The sequence below is a fragment of the Asanoa siamensis genome, assembly GCF_016862555.1.
GTDB lineage: Bacteria > Actinomycetota > Actinomycetes > Mycobacteriales > Micromonosporaceae > Asanoa > Asanoa siamensis.
In genome coordinates this window covers 1-23626 of sequence record NZ_BONE01000088.1, presented here as the reverse complement: position 1 = coordinate 23626, position 23626 = coordinate 1, and the positions used below count along the sequence as shown (strand labels likewise).

20 protein-coding genes and 1 pseudogene are annotated in these 23626 nt (G+C 73.0%); 9 read left to right on the top strand and 12 right to left on the bottom strand.

Annotated elements, in window-relative coordinates; genetic code table 11:
- Positions 1-6 precede the first annotated feature (6 nt).
- Positions 7-225 (top strand): hypothetical protein, encoded by a 219-nt coding sequence (locus Asi02nite_RS34555; RefSeq protein WP_203718236.1) that lies wholly within the window; start codon positions 7-9, stop codon positions 223-225.
- Positions 219-1082: an aminoglycoside phosphotransferase family protein gene (locus Asi02nite_RS34550; protein WP_203718235.1), complete on the top strand. Its 864-nt coding sequence runs from the start codon at positions 219-221 to the stop codon at positions 1080-1082. Before Asi02nite_RS34555 ends, Asi02nite_RS34550 begins: the two co-directional genes overlap by 7 nt.
- Here the strand turns inward: Asi02nite_RS34550 and Asi02nite_RS34545 are convergent.
- Complete coding sequence (locus Asi02nite_RS34545) at positions 1059-1520, bottom strand: MarR family transcriptional regulator (protein WP_203718234.1); 462 nt, start codon at positions 1518-1520, stop codon at positions 1059-1061. The two genes, Asi02nite_RS34550 and Asi02nite_RS34545, sit on opposite strands and share 24 nt — an antisense overlap.
- A gap of 56 nt (positions 1521-1576) precedes the next feature.
- Positions 1577-2788 (bottom strand): PP2C family protein-serine/threonine phosphatase, encoded by a 1212-nt coding sequence (locus Asi02nite_RS34540; protein ID WP_203718233.1) that lies wholly within the window; start codon positions 2786-2788, stop codon positions 1577-1579.
- Between Asi02nite_RS34540 and Asi02nite_RS34535 the strand changes: the two genes are divergently transcribed.
- On the top strand, positions 2787-5396 hold the full coding sequence (locus Asi02nite_RS34535) for a Tex family protein (RefSeq protein ID WP_203718232.1): 2610 nt from the start codon (positions 2787-2789) through the stop codon (positions 5394-5396). The genes Asi02nite_RS34540 and Asi02nite_RS34535 overlap by 2 nt on opposite strands.
- Before the next feature lie 53 nt (positions 5397-5449).
- Here Asi02nite_RS34535 and Asi02nite_RS34530 read toward each other — a convergent pair whose 3' ends face one another.
- Positions 5450-7036, bottom strand: coding sequence for an MFS transporter (locus Asi02nite_RS34530; protein WP_203718231.1), 1587 nt, complete (start codon positions 7034-7036; stop codon positions 5450-5452).
- 207 nt (positions 7037-7243) lie between these two features.
- On the opposite strand from Asi02nite_RS34530, the gene Asi02nite_RS34525 reads away from it, so the two are divergent.
- Both Asi02nite_RS34525 and Asi02nite_RS34520 read left to right on the top strand, forming a co-directional pair.
- Positions 7244-7513 (top strand): DUF4235 domain-containing protein, encoded by a 270-nt coding sequence (locus Asi02nite_RS34525; RefSeq protein WP_203718248.1) that lies wholly within the window; start codon positions 7244-7246, stop codon positions 7511-7513.
- Positions 7514-7580: 67 nt separating this feature from the next.
- Positions 7581-9149, top strand: a complete 1569-nt coding sequence (locus Asi02nite_RS34520; RefSeq protein ID WP_203718230.1) for a serine/threonine-protein kinase — start codon at positions 7581-7583, stop codon at positions 9147-9149.
- Positions 9150-9233: 84 nt separating this feature from the next.
- Here Asi02nite_RS34520 and Asi02nite_RS34515 read toward each other — a convergent pair.
- A pseudogene (locus tag Asi02nite_RS34515) lies at positions 9234-10107 on the bottom strand (RNA polymerase subunit sigma-70).
- Between the two features lie 227 nt (positions 10108-10334).
- Here Asi02nite_RS34515 and Asi02nite_RS34510 point away from each other — a divergent pair.
- Together Asi02nite_RS34510 and Asi02nite_RS34505 are read left to right on the top strand one after the other, a co-directional pair.
- Positions 10335-11669: a glycoside hydrolase family 10 protein gene (locus Asi02nite_RS34510; protein ID WP_203718229.1), complete on the top strand. Its 1335-nt coding sequence runs from the start codon at positions 10335-10337 to the stop codon at positions 11667-11669.
- Positions 11670-11707: 38 nt separating this feature from the next.
- Positions 11708-12334, top strand: a complete 627-nt coding sequence (locus tag Asi02nite_RS34505) for a hypothetical protein (RefSeq protein WP_203718228.1) — start codon at positions 11708-11710, stop codon at positions 12332-12334.
- Between the two features lie 24 nt (positions 12335-12358).
- Here Asi02nite_RS34505 and Asi02nite_RS34500 read toward each other — a convergent pair whose 3' ends face one another.
- From Asi02nite_RS34500 to Asi02nite_RS34465, 8 genes are read right to left on the bottom strand one after another with little or no spacing between them, the layout of a single operon-like run.
- Positions 12359-13255 (bottom strand): SRPBCC family protein, encoded by an 897-nt coding sequence (locus Asi02nite_RS34500; RefSeq protein ID WP_203718227.1) that lies wholly within the window; start codon positions 13253-13255, stop codon positions 12359-12361.
- A 15-nt stretch (positions 13256-13270) separates the two neighbouring features.
- On the bottom strand, positions 13271-14398 hold the full coding sequence (locus Asi02nite_RS34495) for an XdhC family protein (RefSeq protein ID WP_203718226.1): 1128 nt from the start codon (positions 14396-14398) through the stop codon (positions 13271-13273).
- Positions 14385-15614, bottom strand: a complete 1230-nt coding sequence (locus tag Asi02nite_RS34490) for a vWA domain-containing protein (protein ID WP_203718225.1) — start codon at positions 15612-15614, stop codon at positions 14385-14387. The genes Asi02nite_RS34495 and Asi02nite_RS34490 overlap by 14 nt, the downstream gene beginning before the upstream one ends.
- Positions 15607-16479, bottom strand: coding sequence for an AAA family ATPase (locus Asi02nite_RS34485; RefSeq protein ID WP_203718224.1), 873 nt, complete (start codon positions 16477-16479; stop codon positions 15607-15609). The genes Asi02nite_RS34490 and Asi02nite_RS34485 overlap by 8 nt, the downstream gene beginning before the upstream one ends.
- The gene (locus tag Asi02nite_RS34480; protein WP_203718223.1) at positions 16476-17402 is read right to left on the bottom strand and encodes an XdhC family protein; all 927 of its coding nucleotides are present in this window, start codon (positions 17400-17402) and stop codon (positions 16476-16478) included. The genes Asi02nite_RS34485 and Asi02nite_RS34480 overlap by 4 nt, the downstream gene beginning before the upstream one ends.
- On the bottom strand, positions 17399-19774 hold the full coding sequence (locus Asi02nite_RS34475; RefSeq protein WP_203718222.1) for an aerobic carbon-monoxide dehydrogenase large subunit: 2376 nt from the start codon (positions 19772-19774) through the stop codon (positions 17399-17401). The genes Asi02nite_RS34480 and Asi02nite_RS34475 overlap by 4 nt, the downstream gene beginning before the upstream one ends.
- On the bottom strand, positions 19771-20277 hold the full coding sequence (locus Asi02nite_RS34470) for a (2Fe-2S)-binding protein (RefSeq protein WP_203718221.1): 507 nt from the start codon (positions 20275-20277) through the stop codon (positions 19771-19773). The genes Asi02nite_RS34475 and Asi02nite_RS34470 overlap by 4 nt, the downstream gene beginning before the upstream one ends.
- A gap of 3 nt (positions 20278-20280) precedes the next feature.
- Positions 20281-21159, bottom strand: coding sequence for an FAD binding domain-containing protein (locus tag Asi02nite_RS34465; RefSeq protein WP_203718220.1), 879 nt, complete (start codon positions 21157-21159; stop codon positions 20281-20283).
- Between the two features lie 79 nt (positions 21160-21238).
- On the opposite strand from Asi02nite_RS34465, the gene Asi02nite_RS34460 reads away from it, so the two are divergent.
- Together Asi02nite_RS34460 and Asi02nite_RS34455 are read left to right on the top strand one after the other, a co-directional pair.
- Entirely contained in the window at positions 21239-21853 is a 615-nt protein-coding gene (locus Asi02nite_RS34460; RefSeq protein ID WP_203718219.1) for a hypothetical protein, read from the top strand.
- 184 nt (positions 21854-22037) lie between these two features.
- A complete protein-coding gene (locus Asi02nite_RS34455) occupies positions 22038-23168 on the top strand; it encodes an App1 family protein phosphatidate phosphatase (RefSeq protein ID WP_203718218.1) in 1131 nt (376 codons plus the stop codon).
- Positions 23169-23626: the final 458 nt, after the last annotated feature.

The following is a 23626-nucleotide window of genomic DNA, read 5'->3' as shown; positions in this document are numbered from 1 at the left end:
GCCGAAATGGACGTCCTCGTGTGCGGGGCCGGGATCGGCGGGCTGGCGCCGGCGTGCGGCCTGGTGCGACCGGCACGCGGTGCGCGTCCTGGACGCCGCGACGGCGCCACCTGGCCGGGCCTCACCGCCGTGCTGCCGGAGGTCGCGGCCCGAGCCCGACCTGCCGGCTCACCGGTTAATCCGTTGCGGGCGCTGACCGCGGCCCGGACCATCGGGCGGTGCTGATCGACGTCGCCCTGGTCCGGAAGCTGGTCGCCGAGCAGTTCCCGCACTGGGCCCACCTGCCCGTCCGGCCCGTCCCCGTCGGGGGCAACGACAACCGCACCTTCCACCTCGGCGACGAGATGAGTGCGCGGCTGCCGAGCGCCGAGGGCTACGTGGCGAGCGTCGAGAAGGAGCAGCGCTGGCTGCCCGTGCTCGCCCCGCACCTGCCCGTGCCGATCCCCGCGCCGCTCGCCCAGGGGCGGCCCGGCGCCGGCTACCCGTGGCCCTGGTCGGTCAACCGCTGGCTCGACGGCGACACCGCCCGCCACGACACCGTCGGCGACCTGACCGGTTTCGCCGTGGACCTGGCCGGCTTCCTGACCGCCCTGCAGGCCGTCGACACCGGTGGTGAGCCCGCCGCCGGGCGGCACAGCTTCTGGCGCGGCGCGGCGCTCGACCACTACGACGACGAGACCCGGGCCGCGATCGCGGCGCTCGACGGGCGGGTCGACGCCGCCGCCGCGACAGCCGAATGGGTCGCGGCGCTCGACGCCACCTGGCAGGGGCGGCCGGTCTGGTTCCACGGCGACGTCGCCGGCGGCAACATCCTGGTCCGTGACGGCCGGCTAGCCGGCGTCATCGACTTCGGCACCTCAGGCGTCGGCGACCCGGCCTGCGACACGGTCATCGCCTGGACGTTCCTCGACGCGCCCGCCCGGGCCGCGTTCCGGGCGGCGCTCGGCGTCGATGACGCGACCTGGCAGCGCGGCCGCGGCTGGGCACTGTGGAAGGCGCTGATCGTGCTCGCCCGAAACGGCGACGACACCGCGGCGGCGGCCCAGATCGACCTGGTCCTAGGCCGTCCGCGGCTGGGTTGACTCCGCCTGGACCGTGGCGGCCGCGTGGCCGAACGCGAGCAGCGCCACCAGCAGGTCGTGCTGCGCGCGGTGCGGCATCCGGTCGAGCACCGCCTGCACCGCCTGCGCGCGGCGTTCCCGCAGCTCGCGCAGCACCGCGGCGCCCGCGGCCGTGAGCACGAGACGGACCTCGCGCCGGTCGCGCTCGTCGGCTGCCCGGCGCAGCAGGCCCACCGCCTCCAGGCGGTCGCAGAGCCGGCTCGCCGACGACGGCACCACGTCCAGCAGCTCCGCGAGGCCGTTCACATTGGTGTCCGGGCGCACGTTGATGATCGACAGGACGCGGACCTGGGTCGGCGAGACCGGTGACTCCTGGCGGGTTCGGGCCGCCTCGAGGACGCTGACCAGCGCCTCCGAGGCGGCCTCTATGGAACTGGCCAGGTTCGCCGCGCCGTCCATTTCCGTCGCCTCTCGCCCGAGTCGACGCAACGTCGTTCCGCCGACGAACCGCTGACTTACCCCGGTGCGCTCTCCGCCATGCGCGTCCCGCCGTGCTGATCCACAGTTCCCGTCGTCCCGTTCACGGGATGGACGCGGTCCAGGCAGATGATCACGGCGTCGTCCTCGAGCTCGAGGTCGCCGTGGTAGTCCTGCAACCGCCGCATCACGGCCCCGATCGCCTGGGCCGGCGGCAGGAGCCGGGCCGCGCGGATCGCCGCCGCCAGGGCACGCTCGCCGTAGGTCTCGCCGCCGCCCGGCGCCGCCTCGTGCACCCCGTCGCTGACCGCGAACAGCCGGTCACCGACGTCCAGGTCGAAGGCCTGCGTCCCGTACCGCGTCTCCTCGAACATGCCCAGCGGCAGTTGCTGGTCGAGCACCACCGGGGAGACCGACCCGCCCCGCGCCCGCCACGCCCGCGGTGAGCCCGTGTCGATCGCGTGCACCCGGCCCGTGCCGCTGTCGTACTCCAGCAGCAGCGCCTCGACCGGTCGCGCGCCCCGGTAGGCCGCGTACACCGTGTCCGAGGCCAGTTCGGCCTGTTCGACCAGCGTCCCGCCCGAGCGCCGGGCGTTGCGCATCGCGTTGACCGCGAGGGCGGTCAGCGCCGACGCGGCCAGCCCGGTGCCGTAGCCGTTGACGACCGTGACCGTCAACCGCCCGCCGTTGATCGCCCAGTCGAAGTTGTCGCCCGAGGTCCGGTAGGCCGGCTCGAGCTGGCCGGCCAGCGCGAAGCCGTGGTCGCTCACGCACCGGCCCGGCAACAGGTCCCACTGCATCTCGGCCGCCATGGACAGCCGCTGCCGGCGGCGCGCCAGCCGGTAGCGGTCGGTGTCCCGGTCGGCGGCCCGCAGCGCCACCGCGAGATCCTCCGACACCGCCCGGCAGTGCCGCACCGTCAGGTCGTCGGGCCGGTTCGGGAAGTCGGCCACCATGATGCCCAGCCGCTCACCCCAGACCGTCAACGGCACGTACAGCCGTACACCCGGCGTCTCGGGCACGTCCTCCACCATCGGTTCCTGCGCCGCGTAACAGCGCGCCGCGATGGTCCGCTCCGCGAGCAGCCCTTGCGTCGGGTCGCCCGGCCGCAGGACCGGCCACAACCCGGCGATCCGGTAGTCGGCCAGCAGCACGTCGGCGCGCAGCCCGCCCAGCTCCGAACGGACGTGGTGGTCGACCACCTCGACCAGTGCGTCCGGGGCTACGGCGCGCAGTCGCTCGGCCAGCATGGCGTACCTCCCTCGGTGTGGCTTCTACCCACTGGCCACGGGAAATGAACCGGTCGGGCAGAATGCCGGAGTGACCCAGCAGAACCAGGCACCAGCTCCGTCCGTCTCCGCGCGCATCGCCGAGGAACTGGGTGTACGCGAATCGCAGGTGACCTCGGCCGTCGACCTGCTCGACGGCGGCGCGACGGTGCCGTTCGTGGCCCGGTACCGCAAGGAGGCCACCGGCGGGCTCGACGACACCCAGCTGCGCACGCTCGAGGAGCGGCTGCGCTACCTGCGCGAGCTCGACGAGCGGCGTGTCGCGATCCTCGAGTCGATCCGGTCGCAGGGCAAGCTTGACCCCGAGCTGGAGGCCCAGATCGTCGCCGCCGACTCCAAGGCCCGGCTGGAGGACATCTACCTGCCGTTCAAGCCCAAGCGCCGGACCAAGGCGATGATCGCCCGCGAGGCCGGCCTGGAGCCGCTGGCCGACCTGCTGTTCGGCGACCCCACGCGCGACCCGCAGGCCGAAGCGGCGGCCTTCGTGGACGCCGAGAAGGGTGTCGCCGACGCGGCGGCCGCCCTCGACGGTGCCCGGGCCATCCTGGTCGAGCGGTTCGCCGAGGACGCCGACCTGATCGGCGGGCTGCGGGAGCAGGTCTGGGAGCGCGGCCGGATGCGCGCGAAGGTCAAGGAGGGCAAGGAGGAGGCGGGCGCGAAGTTCAGCGACTACTTCGACTTCGCCGAGCCTTTGACCTCGCTGCCGTCGCACCGCATCCTCGCGCTGTTCCGCGGTGAGAAGGAGGAGGTCCTCGACCTCATCCTGGAGCCGTCCGCCGAGGAGGCCGACGCGGTCGCCGCCGGGACGCTGGCCACCGGGCCCGTCCACTACGAGCAGCGGATCGCCGCCCATTTCTCGATCGCGGACGCGGGGCGGCCCGGTGACCGCTGGCTGCTCGACACGGTGCGGTGGGCCTGGCGCACCCGGATCGTCGTACACCTGGACATGTCGCTGCGAATGAGGCTTTTCCAAGCAGCAGAAGACGAGGCGGTACGCGTCTTCGCGGCGAACCTGCGCGACCTGCTGCTCGCCGCGCCCGCCGGCACCCGCGCGACGATGGGGCTCGACCCGGGCTTCCGCACGGGCGTGAAGGTCGCCGTGGTCGACGCGACCGGCAAGGTGCTGGCCACCGACACAATCTATCCGCACGTGCCGGCCAACAAGTGGGACGCGGCGCTGGCCACGCTGGCCCGCCTGGCCGCCGAGCACAAGGTGGACCTGATCGCGATCGGCAACGGCACGGCGTCGCGGGAGACCGACAAGCTCGCCGCCGACCTGATCGCCCGCAACCCCGAGCTGAACCTGACCAAGGTGATGGTCTCCGAGGCGGGTGCGTCGGTCTACTCGGCTTCCGCGTACGCCGCCTCGGAGCTGCCCGGCATGGACGTCTCGCTGCGCGGCGCGGTGTCGATCGCCCGCCGGCTGCAGGACCCGCTGGCCGAGCTCGTGAAGATCGACCCGAAGTCGATCGGGGTCGGGCAGTACCAGCACGACATCTCCGAGGTCAAGCTGTCCCGCTCGCTCGACGCGGTGGTCGAGGACTGCGTGAACGGCGTCGGCGTCGACGTCAACCTCGCGTCGGCGCCGCTGCTCTCCCGGGTCTCCGGCATCGGCGAGTCGCTGGCGGCCAACATCGTCGCGCACCGCGAGGCGAACGGGCCGTTCCGCAACCGGTCGGCGCTCAAGGAGGTGGCGCGGCTCGGCCCGAAGGCGTTCGAGCAGTGCGCGGGCTTCCTGCGGATCGCGGGCGGCGACGACCCGCTGGACGGCTCGTCGGTGCACCCCGAGGCGTACCCGGTGGTCCGCCGGATCCTGTCCTCGGTGAGTGTCGAACTGCCGGCGCTGATCGGCAACGGCCCGCTGCTGCGCGGCCTCAAGCCCGGCGACTTCGCCGACGCGGTGTTCGGTGTGCCGACCGTGACCGACATCCTGGGCGAGCTGGAGAAGCCGGGCCGCGACCCGCGCCCGGCGTTCAAGACCGCGCGCTTCGCCGACGGCGTCGAGAAGATCGGCGACCTGAAGGCGGGCATGCTGCTGGAGGGTGTCGTGACCAACGTGGCGGCGTTCGGCGCGTTCGTCGACGTCGGCGTGCACCAGGACGGGCTCGTGCACGTGTCCGCGATGTCCCGGACGTTCGTCAAGGACCCGCGTGAGGTCGTCAAGCCCGGCGATGTCGTACGGGTGAAGGTGCTCGACGTCGACGTGCCGCGCAAGCGCATCTCGCTGACGCTGCGCCTCGACGAGGAGAACGCGCCGGGAGCGCCGCGCGGTGGTGGTCGCGGTGAGGGCGGCGGCCGGCAGCCGGGGCAGCAGCGCGGCGGCAGCCGGGCGGAAGGCGGCGGTCAGGGCGGCCAGGGCGGTCAGGGTCAGGGCCGCGGTCGTCAAGGCGGCGGTGGCGGCTCCCAGGGCGGCGGCGGTCGGCCGGCCGGTGGTGGCCGTCAGGGTGGCGGCGGTGGCAGCCGTCAGGGTGGCGGCGGCGGTGGCCGGCAGGGTGGCGGGCGCCAGGGAGCGCCGGCGCCGGTCAACAGCGCCATGGCCGACGCGCTGCGCAAGGCCGGTCTGCTCTAGGACGTCTCGAGACCTGCGAAAAGGACCCACGGCCGTGGGTCCTTTTCGCGTCGTCAGGCCGTGCCCGGCGCCGGATCAGCGCCGCGCTGGGTGCGGGCACCCGCCGACTCCGGAGCCGGCTGCCCGGGTTCGCCGCCTTCGGCGACCGCCTCCTGTCCGCCGGCCGGACCCGCACCGCCCCCGTCGGTCGGTGGGGCGCCGCTGGGCAGCGGGGCGTGGGCCTGGATCAGGAAGAAGATCAGCACCGCACCCGCCGCGAAGATGCCGGCCGACACCAGGAACGCGACCTTGTAGCCCTCGACGGGCGCCTCCAGGGCCGCCGCGGCGCCCGTGTGCGTGGCCGCGTAGCTGCTGGTCACGCTCACCGCGATCGTGCTCAGCAGCGCCGTGCCGATCGAGCCGCCGACCTGCTGCATCGTGTTGACCAGGGCCGACGCCACGCCCGCGTCGTCGCGGCTGACCCGCTCCGTCGCCGTGTTGATCGCCGGCGCGAAGATCAGGCCGAAGCCGAAGCCCAGCACCGGCAGCGCCGGGAAGATGTGCACCCAGTAGTTCGAGGTCGAGTCGATGAAGTAGAGATAGACCATCCCGACCGCGGACAGGGCCATCCCGGCCGTGATCAGGATGCGCGACCCCAGGATCGGCTGCAGCTTGACGTTCGCCAGCGTGGAGCCGATCAGCACGAACGCGATCATCGGCAGGAACGCCACGCCTGTCAGCACCGGGCTGTAGCCCTTGGTGAGCTGCAGGTAGAACGTCAGGAACAGGAACACCCCGAAGATCGCGATGGCCGCCAGACCCACCGAGAGGTACGCGCCGCCGCGGCTCCGGTCGAGCACGATGCGCAGGGGCAGCAGCGGTGCCTTGGACTTGCGTTCGACCTGGACGAACGCCACCAGCAGGACCGCCGCCACGACCAGGCTGATGATCGTCAGCAGGTCGCTCCAGCCGTCGGAGGCCGCGCGGGCGAAGCCGTACACGATGAGGAAGAGACCGACCACCGCGCAGACCGTGCCGATCCAGTCGATCCGCGGCTTGGTCGCGGGTCGCTGGTTGCGCAGGTAGTACTGGCCGCCGACCCAGGCGACGCCGGCGAACACGAGGTTGACGAAGAAGCACCAGCGCCAGGACGCGTACTCGGTCAGCACTCCGCCCAGGAGCAGGCCGACCGCTCCGCCGCCGCCGGCGACCGCGCCGTACACGCCGAATGCCCGGCCCCGTTCGGCCGGTTGCTGGAACGAGTTGGCGATCGTCGACAGGGCCGCCGGTGCGAGCAGCGCGCCGAACGCGCCCTGGAAGGCCCGGGCGATCACCAGCACGCCGAAGTCGGTGGCCGCGCCGCCGGCCGCGGAGGCTGCCGCGAAGCCGATGAGGCCGATGATGAACATGCGTTTTCGGCCGAACAGGTCGCCGAGGCGGCCGCCGAGCAGGAGCAATGAGCCGAACGCCAGCGCGTACGCGGTGACCACCCACTGCCTGTCGCCGTCGGCGAAACGCAGGGCGTCCTGCGCGGCGGGGAGGGCGATATTGACGATCGTGGCGTCCAGCACGACCATGAGCTGGGCGATCGAGACGATCACCAGGATGGTCCAGCGGTGTTTGTGTTCGAACTCGCGGTCAGCGTCGTACCGCTGCGCCATAGCAGTTTGTGTCGTCATATGGCTTCCTGGGCCAGAATGACCGGAAATATCGCTCTAACGGGTGACTCTGCTCTTCACGTTATGCCGTGGCACGGTCACGACCAGCCACTACGGCGAGTTGCGGAGGTGTCCTCCGTCTCAGGGGACCGCGTTTACGCGCTCGGCCAGGCGGGCATTGCCGACCGCAAATCCCCCGAGGAGAAGGCGATGGGCGTCGTGGGCAAATTGGCGTACAAACCGGTCGGCGTGCTGCTCGGCATGGCGGCGGGCGGCCTGGCCGGATTGGTGTTCAAGCAGGTCTGGAAGCGGGTCGCCGGCGACGACGACGCGCCCAACGCGACCGACGAGGACCGCGGCTGGGGCGAGGTGCTGGCCGCGGCGGCCCTCCAGGGAGCGATCTTCGCGCTGGTCAAGGCCGCGGTCGACCGCGGCGGGGCGGCGGGCGTCAAGCACCTGACGGGGCGCTGGCCCGCGTAACGGTTGGGCGCCTGAGTCCGCAAGCTCAGGGTCCGGGTCGCCGGCAGTACGTAAGCTGGTGTCCGCTATGTCGACGCTCGCGCCCGGCCTCCGCCTGCACGACCGGTTCCTGCTGGTCGCGCGGATCGGTGTGGGTGGGATGGCCGAGGTCTGGCGGGCCGACGACACCGTGCTCGGCCGGCCGGTGGCGGTCAAGGTCCTCGACCCGTCGATCGGCAGCGACACGACGATCCGCCTCGCCACGCACCGCGAGGCACGCGCCGCCGCCGGCCTGACCCACCCCAACATCACGCGGGTGTACGACTACGGCGAGGCGGCCCTCCCCGGCGGCGGCCTGGCCCCCTATCTGGTGATGGAACTGGTCGAGGGCGGCGACCTGGCCGAGCGGCTCGTCGATGGCCCCCTACCATGGCCGACGGCGGCGGCGATCGCCGCCCAGGTGGCCGCGGGCCTGGCCGCCGCCCACGCGGCCGGGGTCGTGCACTGCGACATCAAGCCCGGAAACGTCATGCTGACCCCGGGCGGGGTCAAGATCCTGGACTTCGGCATCGCGGGCCTGGCGGGTTCGCCGGAAGGCGGCCTGCGCTACGGCACGGTGGGTTACTGCTCCCCCGAACGCCTGGCGGGCGCGGACCCGACCCCGGCGAGCGACGTCTACGGGGTCGGCGTGCTCCTGGCCGAGACGCTGGTAGGCCACCGCCCGGAGTCGTCGCAGGGCGTGGCCCACTTCCCGACGCTGCCGGGCGTGCCGGAGGCCCTCACCCACCTGGGCGCGGCCTGCCTGTCCGCCGACCCGACAGCCCGCCCGACGGCCGGGGACCTGGCCGGGGCACTGGCCGACCTGGCCGTCGCGGCACCGGCACCGCCCTCGGCACTCACCGCACGGCCCGTCTCGCCGGGCTGGGCGGGAGCGGGCTCGACGCCCTTCACACCGGGCAGGGCAGGCACGACTCCGACGAACCCACCCTCGACCCGGCCTGTCTCGCCCGGCTGGGCGGGGGCCGTGCCCGCGTCGGGCGAGGCGCTCGCGGCGCGGCCCGTGTCGCCCGGGCGGGCCGTGGTGCCCGCCCCGACCAGCATGCTGCGCTCCCGGTCCGGCGAGCCCGGGCCGGCCGCGGCCGGCGGGCCGCGCAACCCCATGCGGGCCGTCGCCATCGGCGGCATCGCCGCGGCGGTCGTCGTGGCCGCGATCGTGGCGGCCATCGTCGCCAACCCCGGCGGCGGCACACCCGGCGGCACGGTCGCCCAGGCGGGCGCCAGCCCGCAACAGCCCGCCGCGAAGCCCACCACGACGCCGCCGGAGCCGACGGCCCCGACCGACCAGGCGGGGGCGCTGGCGGCTTTCGAGTCACTGCTGGCCAAGGCGGTCGACGAGGGCAAGATCGACGAGAAGGCGGCCGACCGCATCAACAACCGCCTGGACGACCTCCGCGACGCGGTGGCCGAGGGCGACGACGTGGCCCGCGAGGCCCGCGACCTGCGCGGCGAACTACTCCGCGACCGCAACAAGGAACACGTCGACGAAGGCCTCCGCCTCCAACTCGCCCGCCTCCTGATCCCCTTCAACATCGACGGAGACAGGGGCGGCGACGGCAACGGCAACGGCGACCGCAACGGCGGCCCCGGCCGCGGCTGACGCCTTACCCCGCCACGGCGGATCCCTCGGGCGGATCCGCCTCGGGAGACCGCGGCGCGGCCGACCCAGGGCGCCGCGGCCCGGTCACGCCGTGAGGGTCGCCGGCAGGGCGAAGGCCGCGAAGACAGCCGGGTCCTGGTAGACCACGTTGTGCGCGATCGTGCCCGCCGGGGTCACCGTCAGGACCTGCAGCGTGTGCAGCCCGAAGCCCTCCTCCGTCCGCACATAGGCAGCGAACGCCGGCTGGGTGTTCGCCGACAGCCGGACCCCCCGCCAGGTCTCGCCGCGCATCGCGAAGACCCGGCGCAGGAACGACCCGTAGGAAGCGCGCCCGCGGTACCACAGCGGGACCGGCGGCATCTCCAGCACCGCGTCCGCGGTGACCAGGCGGACCAGACCGTCCACGTCGGCCACCTCGAAGGCACGCACGTAGCGGTCGACCGTCGCCCGTACGACGCTGTCCGTCGGTTCCGTGAACGAGCCCTCCCCCACGCCTGACAGCCGCGCCCGGGCCCGTTGCAGCGCGCTGTTTCACCGCCGGCACCGACACCTCCAGCAGCGCCGCGACCGTGGCCGCCGGGAAGTCAAGCGCCTCGCGGAGGATCAGCACCGCGCGTTGCCGCGGCGGCAGCAACTGCAGTGCGGCGACCAGGGCCAAGCGCAGGCTGCCCCGGCGGACCGCCGCCGTCTCGGGCAGCAGCGCGTCCGGGAACGGCTGCAGCCACGGGATGTCGAACCGCGGCGTCAGCGGCGCGGACGGGTCGTCGCTCGGCTGCGCGCCCAGGCCCGACGGCAGCGGCCGCCGGGCGCGGCCTCGCAAAGCCGTGAGGCACGTGTTCGTCGCGATCGCATAGAGCCACGTCCGCACCGCCGCGCGCGACGGGTCGTGCTCGGCCCGCCAGGCCCGCAGCAGCGTCTCCTGGACCGCGTCCTCCGCGTCGTCGACCGACCCGAGCATCCGGTAGCAGTGCACCAGAAGCTCGGACCGGTACGCCTCGACGTCGGGAGCGGTCACGCCGGTGTGTTCGCGTAGGCGGCCATCATCTCGATCTTCCTCCTCGCGACGTGCGGTCGAGATATCCACCGGGCGGACCCGCCGAACTCATCGCTACCGGAAAACACGACCGGAAGTTTCCGAAAGTCGTTGACGCGCGGGAAACCGCGTCGCAATACTTCGATCCATTCATGTCGATGGAAGGGACCCAGATGCGACTACGCACCGCTCTCGTCCTCGCCACCGCGGGGCTCCTGGCCGCCGGCGGCACCATGGTCTTCGCCGGCAGCGCCAGCGCCGCGAGCACCCTCGGCGCCTCGGCGGCCGAGCGGGGCGGGCGGTACTTCGGCACCGCCGTCGCGGCCAGCAGGCTCGGCGACTCCGCGTACACGACGCTGTTGAACCGTGAGTTCAACCAGGTCACACCCGAGAACGAGATGAAGATCGACGCGACCGAGCCGCAGCGCGGGCAGTTCACCTACGGCAACGCGGACCGGATCGTCCAGCACGCCACCAGCCGCGGCATGCGCGTGCGCGGGCACACGCTGGCCTGGCACTCGCAGCAGCCCGGCTGGATGCAGAGCCTGTCCGGCAGCACCCTGCGCCAGGCGATGCTCAACCACGTCACCCAGGTCGCCACCCACTTCCGCGGCCAGGTCACCTGGTGGGACGTCGTCAACGAGGCGTACGCGGACGGCAGCAGCGGCGCCCGGCGCGACTCCAACCTGCAGCGCACCGGCAACGACTGGATCGAGGCCGCCTTCCGGGCCGCCGACGCCGCGGATCCCAACGCGCAGCTCTGCTACAACGACTACAACATCGACAACTGGAACGACGCCAAGACGCAGGCGGTCTACCGGATGGTCCAGGACTTCCGGAGCCGGGGCGTGCCCATCGACTGCGTGGGCCTGCAGTCGCACTTCACCGGCGGCTCGAACTACCCCAGCAACTACCGCACCACGCTGTCGAGCTTCGCCGCGCTCGGCGTCGACGTGCACATCACGGAGCTCGACATCCGCAACGCGCCCGCCGACGCGTACCGCAATGTCGTGAACGACTGTCTGGCCGTCTCGCGGTGTCGCGGCATCACCGTCTGGGGCATCCGGGACTCGGACTCCTGGCGGTCCGGCGAGAGCCCGCTGCTCTTCGACGGCGGCGGCAACAAGAAGGCCGCGTACAACGCGGTGCTGACCGCGCTCAACAACGGCACGACGCCGCCCGGCACCCCGACCACCCCGCCGCCCGCCGGCGGCTCGTGCACGGCCGGCATCACCCCCGGCACCGTCTGGGGCGACCGCTACAACACGAGCGTCACCGTCAGCGGCGCCAGCACCTGGACCGTCGTCGTCGCGGTCAGCGCACCGCAGCGGATCACCACCACCTGGAGCGGCGCCGCGAGCGTGGACGGGAGCGGACAGGTGCTGACCATGCGGTCCAACGGCAGCGGCAACACCTTCGGCTTCACCACGATGACCAACGGCAACTCGGGCGCCCGCCCGCAGATCCGCTCCTGCACCGCGGGCTGAACCGGGTTAGATCACCGCACGCGGGAAATGCGGGGCCCATGACCCAGAGCAACCGCGTGGACCAACTGCTCGACCGGTACGGCGAGACGTATGCGCACCAGGCCGGCATCCGTCTCGCCGACCGGCCCCGCCCCCTCTACCAGCTGCTGGTGCTGGTCAAGCTGCTCAGCACCCGGATCTCCGCGGACGTCGCGGTGGCCGGCGCCCGCGCACTGTTCGACGCGGGCCTGACGACCCCGCGGGCGGTGCGGGACGCCGACGCGCACACGCTCTGGCACACGCTGGCTGCCGCCCACTACGTCCGCTACGCGGGACCGGCGATCCGGCAGCTCGCCGACGGCGCGCAGCTCACCCTGGACCGCTGGGGCGGCGACCTGCGGCGCATGCACGCGGCCGCGGCGGGCGACCGGGCGGCGCTGCGCGCGTCGCTGACCGAGTTCCCGGGCATCGGCCCGACCGGCGCCGACATCTACCTGCGCGAGGCACAGGCGGTCTGGCCGGACGTCCGCCCGTACCTGGACGAGCGGGTCACCGCCGCCGCGAAGGCCGTCCGACTGCCCGGCAGCCCGGCCCGGCTGGCCGGCCTGGTCGCGCCCGACCGCCTGCCGGAGCTGGCGGCCGCCGTGCTGCGCGGATCCCGCGACAAGGCCCTGACCAGCGCCTGAGCCCCTGGCCGACCGCAACCAGATCTAGCCGGAGCGGCGCCGCCGGAAGAAGATCGTGCCGACCGCGATACCGGCCAGGAACACCAGGGCGTACGGCAGCGCGCGCCGTACGGCCTGGTCCGCGCCCGTTATCGCCAGCAGGTCGACCGGCTCGACCTCGTCGCCGAACGCCGGCCGCTCCTCCGCGAACGCCGGACCCTCCTCCGTGAACGCCTGCCGCTCCTCCGCGTCGAGCTGACCGGGGAACGCCCGCTCGGCCGGCCGGGTGCCGTGGAACGCCTCCGGGCGTCCGCCGCCCCGGCCGTTGGGCTGCCCCGCCGCACCACCGCCCGCGCCGCCCGCGCCGCCCGCGCCGCCCGAGGCGGGCGTGCCCGCCGGCGGGTTGGCCGCGGCCGATCCGGCGGCCGCCGCACCACCACCCGAGGCGGCGGCACCCGCCGAAGTCGCCGTGTGCGCGGCCGCGACCGTCGAGCCACCGGCCAGCTTGCCCTGCAGGCAGTCGGTGAACTGCCCGAGCAGCCGCCCGCTCACGTCGGCGATCATGCCCCGGCCGAACTGGGCGATGCGGCCGGTCACCGCGAGGTCGGTGTGCACGTGGACGTCGGTCGACGACGGGTCGGCCGACGGGGTCAGGGTCGCCCGCACCGTCGCCTTCGCCGTGCCGCCGCCGCGGGAGTCCCGCCCCGCGGCCTCGACGACCACGCGCCGGTTGGCCTCGTCGCGCTCGACGAACTTCCCCTTGCCCGCGAACGTCATCGAGACCGGGCCGAGCTTGACCTTGACGGTGCCGTCGAAGCTGTCACCGTCCTGGCCCGTCAGCGCCGCGCCCGGCATGCACGGGACGATCGTCCCGAGGTCGAGCAGGACGTCCCAGGCGCGCTCGACGGGCGCCGCCACGGTGAACTCGTGTTCCAGCTCCATTGCAGGGTCTCCCAGTCAGCGTCGGTCGAGGTGCTCGTGGATGCTGCCGTCCAGAGTGGACAGCTTCTGGCCGCCGCCGCCCCAGCGGTCGGCGATGATCTCGGCGGTGATGCTCACCGCGGTCTCCTCGGGCGTACGCGCGCCCAGCGCCAGCCCGATCGGCGAGTGCAGCTTCTTGAGCTGCGCCTCGGGCACGCCCGCCTCGACCAGACCGGCGACCCGGTCGTCGTGGGTCCGCCGTGAGCCCATCGCGCCCACGTAGGCGAACTCCCGGTCCAGCGCCAGCTTCAGCACCGGCAGGTCGAACTTCGGGTCGTGGGTGAGCACGCAGACGACCGTGCGCCCGTCGACCCGCCCGGCCTCGATCTCGCCCGCCAGATAGCGGTGCGGCCAGTCGACGACCACCTCGACGCCGGGGAACCGGCGGCTGGTCGCGAACACCGGCCGCGCGTCGCAGACGGTCACCCGGTAGCCGAGGAACGTGCCCTGCCGGGCCAGCGCCGACGCGAAGTCGATCGCGCCGAACACGAGCATCCGTGGCGGCGGTGCGTACGAGGCGACGAACACGGCCACGTCGTCGCCGAGCCGCTCGCCGTCGGGCCCGTAGTGCAGTGGCCCCGTCAGCCCCGAGGCCAGCATGCCGCGCACGTCCTCGACCAGCGCGGCGTCGAAGTGGGCCGAGCCGAGCGAGCCGTCGACCCGGTCGGGCCAGACGACCACCCGCCGGCCGAGCCGGTCGCCCGGGTCCCGGATCACCGTGGCCACGGCGACCGGCGACTCGGCCTCGATCGCCGAGACCACCGAGCCGAGCTGCGGGAAGGAGACGGGGTCGACCCGCTCCACGAAGATGTCGATGATGCCGCCGCAGGTCAGGCCGACGGAGAACGCGTCGTCGTCGCTCACGCCGTAGCGCACGAGCTGCGGCTCGCCGGACTCGATCGCGCCGAGGCCGAGCTCGTAGACGGCCGCCTCCACGCAGCCGCCGGAGACACTGCCGACCGCGGTCTGGTCAGGGCCGACGAGCATGGTGGCACCGGGTGGCCGCGGTGCGCTCTTCCAGGTGCCCACCACCGTGGCCATCCCCACCGGTCGATCCGCGCGCCACCAGCGCGCGAGATCAGTGAGCACGTCACGCACGATCATCGCCCCCAGCTATCACTATGGTCGGTCCGGCCGGCCGCCGCCAGCGGGGTCCGGCGTCCGCCAACGCCGCCAACAGCTCGTCGAGCGCGTCCAGGCGGTGCGCGCTCACCACCGCGTCGCAGTGCGGCCACGCGGCGGCCATGCCCCCCGTCAGTGGCCGGAACGCCGCGCTCTGCGTGCGCGGGTTCGCCCAGACCACCCGGAACGCCAGGCGCGACAGCCGGCTCATCTGCCGCCCCAGCTCTTCCGGTGCTCCCGTGTCCCAACCGTCGCTCAGGATCAGCACCACCGCACCCCGGGCCATCCCGCGGGCTCCGTAGTCGTCGATGAAGGTGCGCAGCGTGTCGCCGATCCTCGTGCCGCCCGACCAGTCTGGGGCCGCGCGGCCGGCACGTTCAAGAGCCACCGCCGGCGAGACGCGGCGCAGCACCCGGGTCAGCCTGGTCAGCCGGGTGGCGAAGGTGAACACCTCGGCGTCGCGGCCGCCGGCCGCGCAGTAGACGAGCTGCAGCAACGCCCGCGCGTACGGCGCCATCGAGCCCGAGATGTCGCAGAGCACGACGAGCCGGCGCGGCTTCACCCGTGGCCGCCGGCGCCGCAGCCGCACCGGGTGGCCACCCGTCCGGCGGGCGGCGCGCAGCGTGGCGCGCAGGTCGACGGCGGGGCCGTGCGACCCGACGTGGGTGCGGCGCGTACGCCGCGGCGGGCTCGCGAGCTTCAGCCGCCGCATGGCGACGGCGAGCTCCGCGAGCTCGTCGGGGGTCAGTCGGGCGAAGTCGCGCTCGCCCAGTCGTTCGCTCGCGGTCGCTATCAGGGGATACGGGCTACGGGTCCCGGGCGACGAAGGAGGGACTCCCGGTGGGCGGTCACCGATCCCGGGCTGGCCGCCGCCCGCTGTGGAACCGGGCCGGGGCGGCACCCCGCTCGACGAGGGGCTCGGGTCGGGCTGGTGGCCACCCCGGGCGGACGCGTCGTCGGCCAGACCGCCGAACACGAGGTCGAAGGCGCGGTCGAAGGCCGGCCGGTCGGCCGGGTCGGCGAGCAGCGTGACGGCGGCGCAGTGGTAGAGCGCGCGGGTGGTGACGGGCCGGGTCAGTAGCACGGCGCAGGCGAACCGCTCGCCGCGGTCCGGGCCGACCGCGACGCCCGCGTCGTGCAGCACCGCGCCGAACCGGGCCACCACGGTCGCCAGGTCCACAGTGGCCAGGTCAGTCATCGAACAGCCCGCTGGCGCGTACCGTCGCCAGGTCCTCGTCGTATTTCACCACCGCGGCCATCGTCCGGCGCAGCGCCGCCGGCGTCAGCGCCTCGATGCCCAGCACCCGCAGCGCCGTGGCCCAGTCGACCGCCTCCGCGACCCCGGGCGGCTTGTAGAGGTCGAGCCCGCGCAGCCGGCGCACGGTCTCGGCGACCTGGTCGGCGAGCGGGTCGCCGATGCCGGGCACCCGCCGGCGCACGATCGCCGCCACCCGTTCCGCGGCCGGATAAGGGATCCAGTGGTAGAGACAGCGCCGCTTGAGCGCGTCGTGCAGGTCGCGGGTGCGGTTGGAGGTGAGCACCACGATCGGCGGCAGCACCGCGCGGCGGGTGCCCAGCTCCGGGATCGTCACGGTGCTCTCCGCCAGCAACTCGAGCAGGAACGCCTCGAACTCGTCGTCGGCCCGGTCGACCTCGTCGAGCAGCAGCACGGCCGGCCGCGGCCCGGGGTGCTCGAGGGCGTGCAGCAACGGCCGGCGCAGCAGGAACTCCGGCGTGAACAGGTCCGCGGACGCGACCGACGCGCCGGACGCCTCCGCGAGCCGGATCGCCAGGAGCTGCCGCGGATAGTTCCACTCGTAGAGCGCCTCCGAGACGGTCAGCCCCTCGTAGCACTGGAGCCGCACGAGCGGGGTGTCCAGCGCCGTCGCCAGCGCCTTGGCCGCCTCGGTCTTGCCGACCCCGGGCTCACCCTCGAGCAGGATCGGCGCCGGCATCGCGGTGGCCAGGAACAGGGCCGTCGACAGCGCGTCGTCCGCGAGGTAGCCGGTGCGGTCCAGCGCCGCCGTGAGCCCGCCGACGTCGCCGGGCAGGTCGCCGCTCATCCGCCCCACCGGGCGGGGTCGGCGGCGAACTTCTTCCGGCAGCCGGGCGCGCAGAAGTACCACGTCCGCCCGTCGTGCTCATAGGACAGTGCGCCGGGCTCCACGACCACCTCCATGTCGCAGATCGGGTCGACGGCGATCTCCGGTGCGCCGACGCCGATCTGGAGCAGCGCCGGCGTGCGCGGCGCCGGTGCCGGCCGGGCGGCGGTGGTGCGCGCCGCGACCACCTCGGCCAGGATCGAGATCGCCACGTCACCGGGCGTACGCGCGCCGAGGTCGAGCCCCGCCGGCGTCTTGACCCGGCCGGCCGGCACGCTCGCCTCGGCCAGCACGGCCGCACCGCGTTTCGGCGAGGCGACCAGCGCGACGTAGGGAACCCCGGCGGCCACGGCCTCGGCGAGCACACCCGTCTCGTCGTGCCCGTGCGACGCGACGACCACGGCCAGCGCGTCGGCCGGCACCGCACCGGGCACCGGGTCGAGCCGCACCTCGTAGCCGGCCGCCGCACCGACCGCGACCAGCGCGCGGGCGATCGGGGTGTCGCCGTAGACCTGCACCAGCGGAGCCGGCACGACCACCTCCAGGAACACGTCGATGGTGCCGCCGGACAGGCAGGTGTTGTCGGCGACCACGAGGCCCGGCGCGTCGGAGGCGAAGCCGACGGGCCGGGTCGCGTCACCGCCGGGCGTGATCCGCAGCAGCGTCGACTCGCCGGCCGCGAGCTGGCGCAGGCTCTGGATCCGCACGGTCGACTCGGCGCACGAGCCGCCGACGAAGCCCTCGATCGTGCCGTCGGGGTGGATCACCGCGCGGTCACCCGGCTTCGCGGAGGTGGGCCGCTGCGCCCGGACCACGACCGCGAGGACGAACGGGCTGCGCGCGGCGCGCAGCTCGTTCGCCCTCTGCTCCGTCAGGGAGATCACGGGATCGCGAGGTCCGTCCGGATCGGCCGGCCCTGCATGGCCGCCCAGACCGCGGCCGGCGTGAGCGGCATGTCCGCGTGCCGCACCCCGTACGGCCGGATCGCGTCGAGGACGGCGTTGACCACCGCGGCCGGCGAGCCGACCGTGGCGGACTCACCGACGCCCTTGGCACCGATGGGGTGGTGCGGCGACGGGGTGACCGTCTCGCCCAGCTCCCACGACGGGCACTCCAGCGAGGTCGGCAGCAGGTAGTCCATGAAGGACGCCCCGAGGTGGTTGCCCTCCTCGTCGAACGCCATCACCTGCATCAGCGCCATGCCCACGCCGTCCGCGAGGCCGCCGTGCACCTGGCCCTCCACGATCATCGGGTTGATCCGTACGCCGCAGTCGTCGACGGCGATGAACCGCCGCACCTTGACGGCGCCGGTGCCCTTGTCGACGTCGACCACGCAGATGTACGCGCCGAACGGGTAGGTCAGGTTCGGCGGGTTGTAGACGGTCGTCGCGTCGAGGTGCCCCTCGACGCCCTCCGGCAGCTCCAGGCTGGAGTGCGCGGCCAGGGCGATCTCCTGGATCGTCTTGCCCTGCTCCGGGTCGCCCTTGACATGCCAGCGGTTGCCCGCCCACTCGAGGTCGTCGGGCGACACCTCGAGCATCGCGGACGCGACGATCTTGGCCTTGTCGCGGATCTTCCGGGCCACCAGCGCGGTCGCGGCACCGGACACCGGCGTCGACCGCGATCCGTAGGTGCCCAGGCCGAACGGCGTCTGGTCGGTGTCGCCGTGCACGACCTCGATGTCGGCCGTGGGCAGGCCGAGCTCGTTGCCCACGATCTGGGCGAACGTGGTCTCGTGGCCCTGCCCCTGGGTCTTGACCGAGATCCGCAGCACCGCCTTGCCGGTCGGGTGGATCCGCAGCTCCGCGCCGTCGGCCATGCCGAGCCCGAGGATGTCCATGTGCTTGCGCGGGCCCGCGCCGACCGCCTCGGTGAAGAACGCGATGCCGACGCCCATCAGCTCGCCCCGTTCGCGCTTCTCCGCCTGCTCCCGGCGCAGCTCGTCGTAGCCCGCCATCTCCATGGCGAGCTGGAGCGCCTTCGGGTAGTCGCCCGAGTCGTACTCCCAGCCGGTCTGGGTCGTGTAGGGGAACTGGTCGGGCTTGAGCAGGTTCTTCATCCGCAGCTCGGCGGGGTCGGCCTTCAGCTCGTAGGCGAGCACGTCGACCATGCGCTCGACCAGGTAGACGGCCTCGGTGATGCGGAACGAGCAGGCGTACGCGACACCGCCGGGCGCCTTGTTGGTGTAGACGCCGGTGACCGCGCAGTGCGCGGCCCGCAGGTCGTAGGAGCCCGTGAACACGTGGAAGAAGCCGGCGGGGAACTTGGTCGGCTGCGCGGTCGCGTTGAACGCGCCGTGGTCGGCGATCACCTTGACCCGCAGGCCGAGGATCTTGCCGTCCTTGGTGGCCGCGATCTCGCCCCGCATGTGGTAGTCGCGGGCGAACGCCGTGCTCATCAGGTGCTCGGCGCGGTCCTCGACCCACTTCACCGGCCTACCCGTGACGATCGAGCCGACGATCGACATCACGTAACCCGGGTAGATGCCGACCTTGCCGCCGAAGCCGCCGCCGATGTCGGGTGCGATGACCCGGATCTTGTGCTCGGGCAGGCCCGCGACCAGCGCGTACACGGTGCGGTGGGCGTGTGGGGCCTGGCTCGTGGTCCAGAGCGTGAGCTTGCCGGTCACCGGGTCCATGTCGGCGACCGAGCCGCAGGTCTCCAGCGGCGCCGGGTGCACCCGCGGGTAGAGGATGTCCTCCGCGACGACCACCTCGGCGTTCGCGAACACCTCCTCGGTCCTCGCCGCGTCGCCGGATTCCCAGTCGAAGATGTGGTTGTCGCGCTGGTCCTCCTTGTCGTCGCGGATGACCGGCGCGTCGGGCTCGAGGGCCCGCTTCGCGTCGAAGACCACGGGCAACGGCTCGTAGTCGACCTCGATCAGCTCGACCGCGTCGCGCGCCGTGTAGTGGTCCTCGGCGATCACGAAGGCCACTTCCTGGCCCTGGTAGCGGACCTTGTCGGTGGCGAGCACGGCCTGCACGTCGTAGGAGAGCGTCGGCATCCAGGCGAGGCCCAGGCCCTTGAGCGTCTCGCCGGTGACGACGGCCTTGACGCCCGGCAGCGCCTCGGCGGCCGAGGTGTCGATCGAGTTGATTTTCGCGTGCGCGTACGGGCTGCGCAGCAGGGCGCCGTGCAGCATGCCGGGCAGGCGTACGTCGTCGACGTAGTTGCCCTTGCCCCGGACCAGCCGGACGTCCTCCTTGCGCAGCGTGCGGCCGAAACCGGTGTGCGGCCGCTCCTCCACGGTTGTCATGCCTTCGCCTCCACGGGGGTCTCGGACTCCGTGACCGGGCCGCCCGCTTCCTTCTCGGCGGCCCAGCGGACCGAGCGGACGATGTTCTCGTACCCGGTGCACCGGCAGAGCTGGCCGGAGATCGCCTCGCGGATCTCGGGGTCCGTCGGGTCGGGGTTGGCGTCGAGCAGCGCCCGGGCGGTCATCAGCATGCCCGGCGTGCAGAAGCCGCACTGGAGGCCGTGGCACTCCATGAAGCCCTCCTGCACCGGGTCGAGCTGGCCGCCCTGGTCGAGCCCTTCGACGGTACGCACCTCGTGGCCGTCGGCCATCGCGGCGAACACCGTGCAGGACTTGACCGGCTTGCCGTCGAGCCAGACCACGCACGTGCCGCAGTTGGACGTGTCGCAGCCCCAGTGGGTGCCGCGCAGGCCGGCCTTCTCCCGGATGAAGTGGACCAGCAGGAGGCGGGGCTCGACGTCGTGGGTCTCCGCCGTACCGTTGATGTTGATCGAGACTTCCATCGTTTATGCCTCCTGGCCTCGGGCGCGGGCCGCCGCCCGGCGCAGTGCGCGGGTGGTCAGCTCGGCGGCGAGGTGTCGCTTGTAGTCGACGGGACCGCGCTGGTCGGCGCTGGGGTTGCAGTGTTCGGCGGCCAGCCGCGCGGCGGCTTGGAACGACTCCTCGGTCGCCGGCTGGCCGCGCAGGGCTTCCTCGGCCGCGGGGGCGGTGAAATGCTCGGCGCCGACCGCCGTGAGACCGATGCCGACGTCGCGCACCGTGTCGCCGTCGAGCCACACCGCCGCGCCGGCCGCGGCCACCGGGTAGTCGCCGACCCGGCGCTCGACCTTCTCGTACGCGCTGCCGCCCCCCGGGCGGATCGGCACTCGCAGCTCGAGCATCAGCTCGTCGGGCGCCAGCACCGTCTCGTAGGGACCGACGTGCAGCTCGCGGACCCGCACCTCGCGGACGCCGGCCGCGCCGCGCAGCACCGCGACGGCGTCGAGCGCCGCGAACACGGCGGCCAGGTCCTCCGCCGGGTCAGCCTGGCAGAGCGAGCCGCCGACCGTGCCGAAGTTGCGCACCACCGGGTCGGCGATCACCCGCTCGGCGTCGTGGAAGATCGGGAAGTGCTCGCCGACCACCGCGGACGCCAGCACGTCGGCGTGCCGGGCCAGGGCACCGATGACCAGCGCGTCACCGTCGACCCGGATCTGCGCCAGCTCGGCGCCCAGGTCGTTGATGTCGACCAGCGCGTCGGGGCGCGCCAGCCGGAGCTTCATCATCGGGATCAGGCTGTGACCACCGGCGACGACCCGGGCCTCGGGGCCCAGTTGGCCGAGCAGCTCGATCGCGTGCTCGACACTCGTCGCCCGTTCATAGGTGAACGGAGCGGGGACTTGCATGAGTACCTCCGGGGTTCACTACGGCGGGTTGTGGTGCGTTGCGGGCCGGACGACGGGGTGTCGCCGGTAGCCTTGCGGGGTGACCGGACGCCGTCTCGCCGAGACCCGACGTGCCTGGCACGGTGTCGCGGAGATCCTGCTGGCCGGCCCGCAGTACCGGCGCAGCGGGACGATCCGGCTGCAGGTCGTGCCCGGGGGCTTCGCCACCGTGAAGGCCCCCGCGCTGCGTGTTGTCGGCGCCGAGCTGATCGTGGGCGAGCAGCGGCTCGCGCTGGCGGGCAACACGCCGGCCGGGCTGGCGGCGGCGGTCGACGTCGACGCCGGCGTGCCGGACATCTACGACGACCATTCGGGCGTACGCGAGGACGAGGCGCTGGTCGTCGACGGGGAGATCGCGGCCCACCTGGGTGCCTGCTTCACCGCGGGCGACGCGGCGTTGCGGCGGGTCCTGCCTGGTCAGACGCCGGTGCTCTGGCCCGAGCACTTCGACGTGTCGGTCACGGTCGACGAGGTCAACTACGGCGTGTCGCCGGGCGACAGCTGGCACAACGAGCCGTACGCCTATGTCGGACCGTGGGCGCCGCGGGAGGGCGCGTTCTGGAACGCGCCGTTCGGGGCGGCGCGGTCGCTGGGTGAGCAGCCGTCCGAGGCGTCGATCGCGGAGTTCTTCGAGGAAGGGCGCGCGAAGCTCTGATCGGGGCGCGCGAAGGCGCGGCGGGCGCGCGGGGGTCTGCCGTCGGCACGTCGTGCCGTCGGGCCGCCTCGGCGCCGCGCCCGCCATATATCAACTATCCCTCGCGTTCGTTCCTGGATCACCGCATTCTCCAGAAAACCTTGGCTCGCGATGTGTCCCGGCGCGCCTGTCCGGAATTCCGGTCATGATCCTTTCAAGATCCACCGCCGTCGAGCCGCCGGCGCCGGGTTGTGGCAGGGTGTGTGGCGTGTCGCTGACGCCTGCCGCCCCGGTCCTGCACCGGGCAGCCCGCGCCGAAGATGCCGTCCGCGGCATGATCGAACGCCGCATGCGCCGCCGTGGGTGGCGGGCGACGATCGTGCCCTACACGGGGTACGGCGGCCCTGGCTGGGTCCGCGTGATGGGCCGGGTCCTGCTGAGCCGCCCCGGCGAGGGCGAGACGCCGCCGCCGGGCCCGGAGAACGGCCAGATGTCACCCAAGAAGGCGAAAATCGTGCGGGGCTGGCGCAGCTTCGCCACGGTCGCGGTCAACGACGCCGAGGTCGAGATCGAGGCGGGTGACCAGCGCCAGGTCCTCCGCACCGACCGCGGCGGCTTCGTCGACGCCCGGGTCGAGGTCGACCTGCCACCGGGCTGGCAGACGGTCCGGATCAGCACCCGCGGCGCCGAACCGGTCGACGCACCGGTCCGGATCGTCGACCCGGCGGTACGTTTCGGGATCGTCTCGGACATCGACGACACGGTCATGGTCACGGCCCTGCCGCGCCCCCTGCTGGCGGCCTGGAACACGTTCGTCCTGGACGAACACGCCCGCGCCGCGGTCCCCGGGATGGCGGTCCTCTACGAACGCCTGTCGACGGCCCACCCGGGCGCGCCCGTGCTCTACCTCTCGACGGGCGCATGGAACGTAGCGCCGACGCTGACCCGCTTCCTCTCCCGGCATCTCTATCCGGCGGGCCCGCTCCTCCTGACGGACTGGGGCCCCCAGAAGGACCGCTGGTTCCGCAGCGGCCAGGAACACAAGCGCGCGACCCTGCTCCGCCTGGCAACGGAGTTCCCGTCGATAAAATGGCTCCTGATAGGCGACGACGGCCAACACGACCCAGAAATCTACGCGGACTTCGCCCGCACCCACCCGGACAACGTGGCGGCGGTAGCGATCCGCCGCCTCTCGCCGGCGCAAGCAGTCCTGGCAGGCGCCCTACCGATCCACGACAACACCCCCCGCTCCCGAGACACAGGCGCCCAACGCTGGCTCTGGGCCCCAGACGGCGCGGGTCTGTCACGCCTGATGCGTGAGTCCGGGTTGTTGTAGGGCGCCGGCAGCATCCTTGGGACATCGCAGCCGATTATCCCTGCCATTGTCGCCATGGCAAGCATTCTTTAGGCAATTGCCAAGCCAGCAGGACCAGGGGAGAGAAAGGTGCGGTATTTATCATCTGCCGGCCATACATTTGAGATATTCGATAGATGATCTTGACCGGGCATTCGATAATAGCGACCGGAGATTCGGGACTGGATTAGGCCTAAGCCACAACCCGCCCCGATGACCCGAATGCGGAATGCAAGGCCGAACACCGACCATTTGCGCGCAGGCGCCAGACGGGCCACACGCCGCAGCGAAGAATCGCAACGCCGCAGGCCGCAGGCCACGCGCCGCAGCGCATGAACCCCGACGCCCCAGGCCGCAGGCCACGCGCCGCAGCGCAAGACCCCCGACGCCCCAGGCCGCAGGCCACGCGCCGCAGCGCAAGACCCCCAACGCCGCAGGCC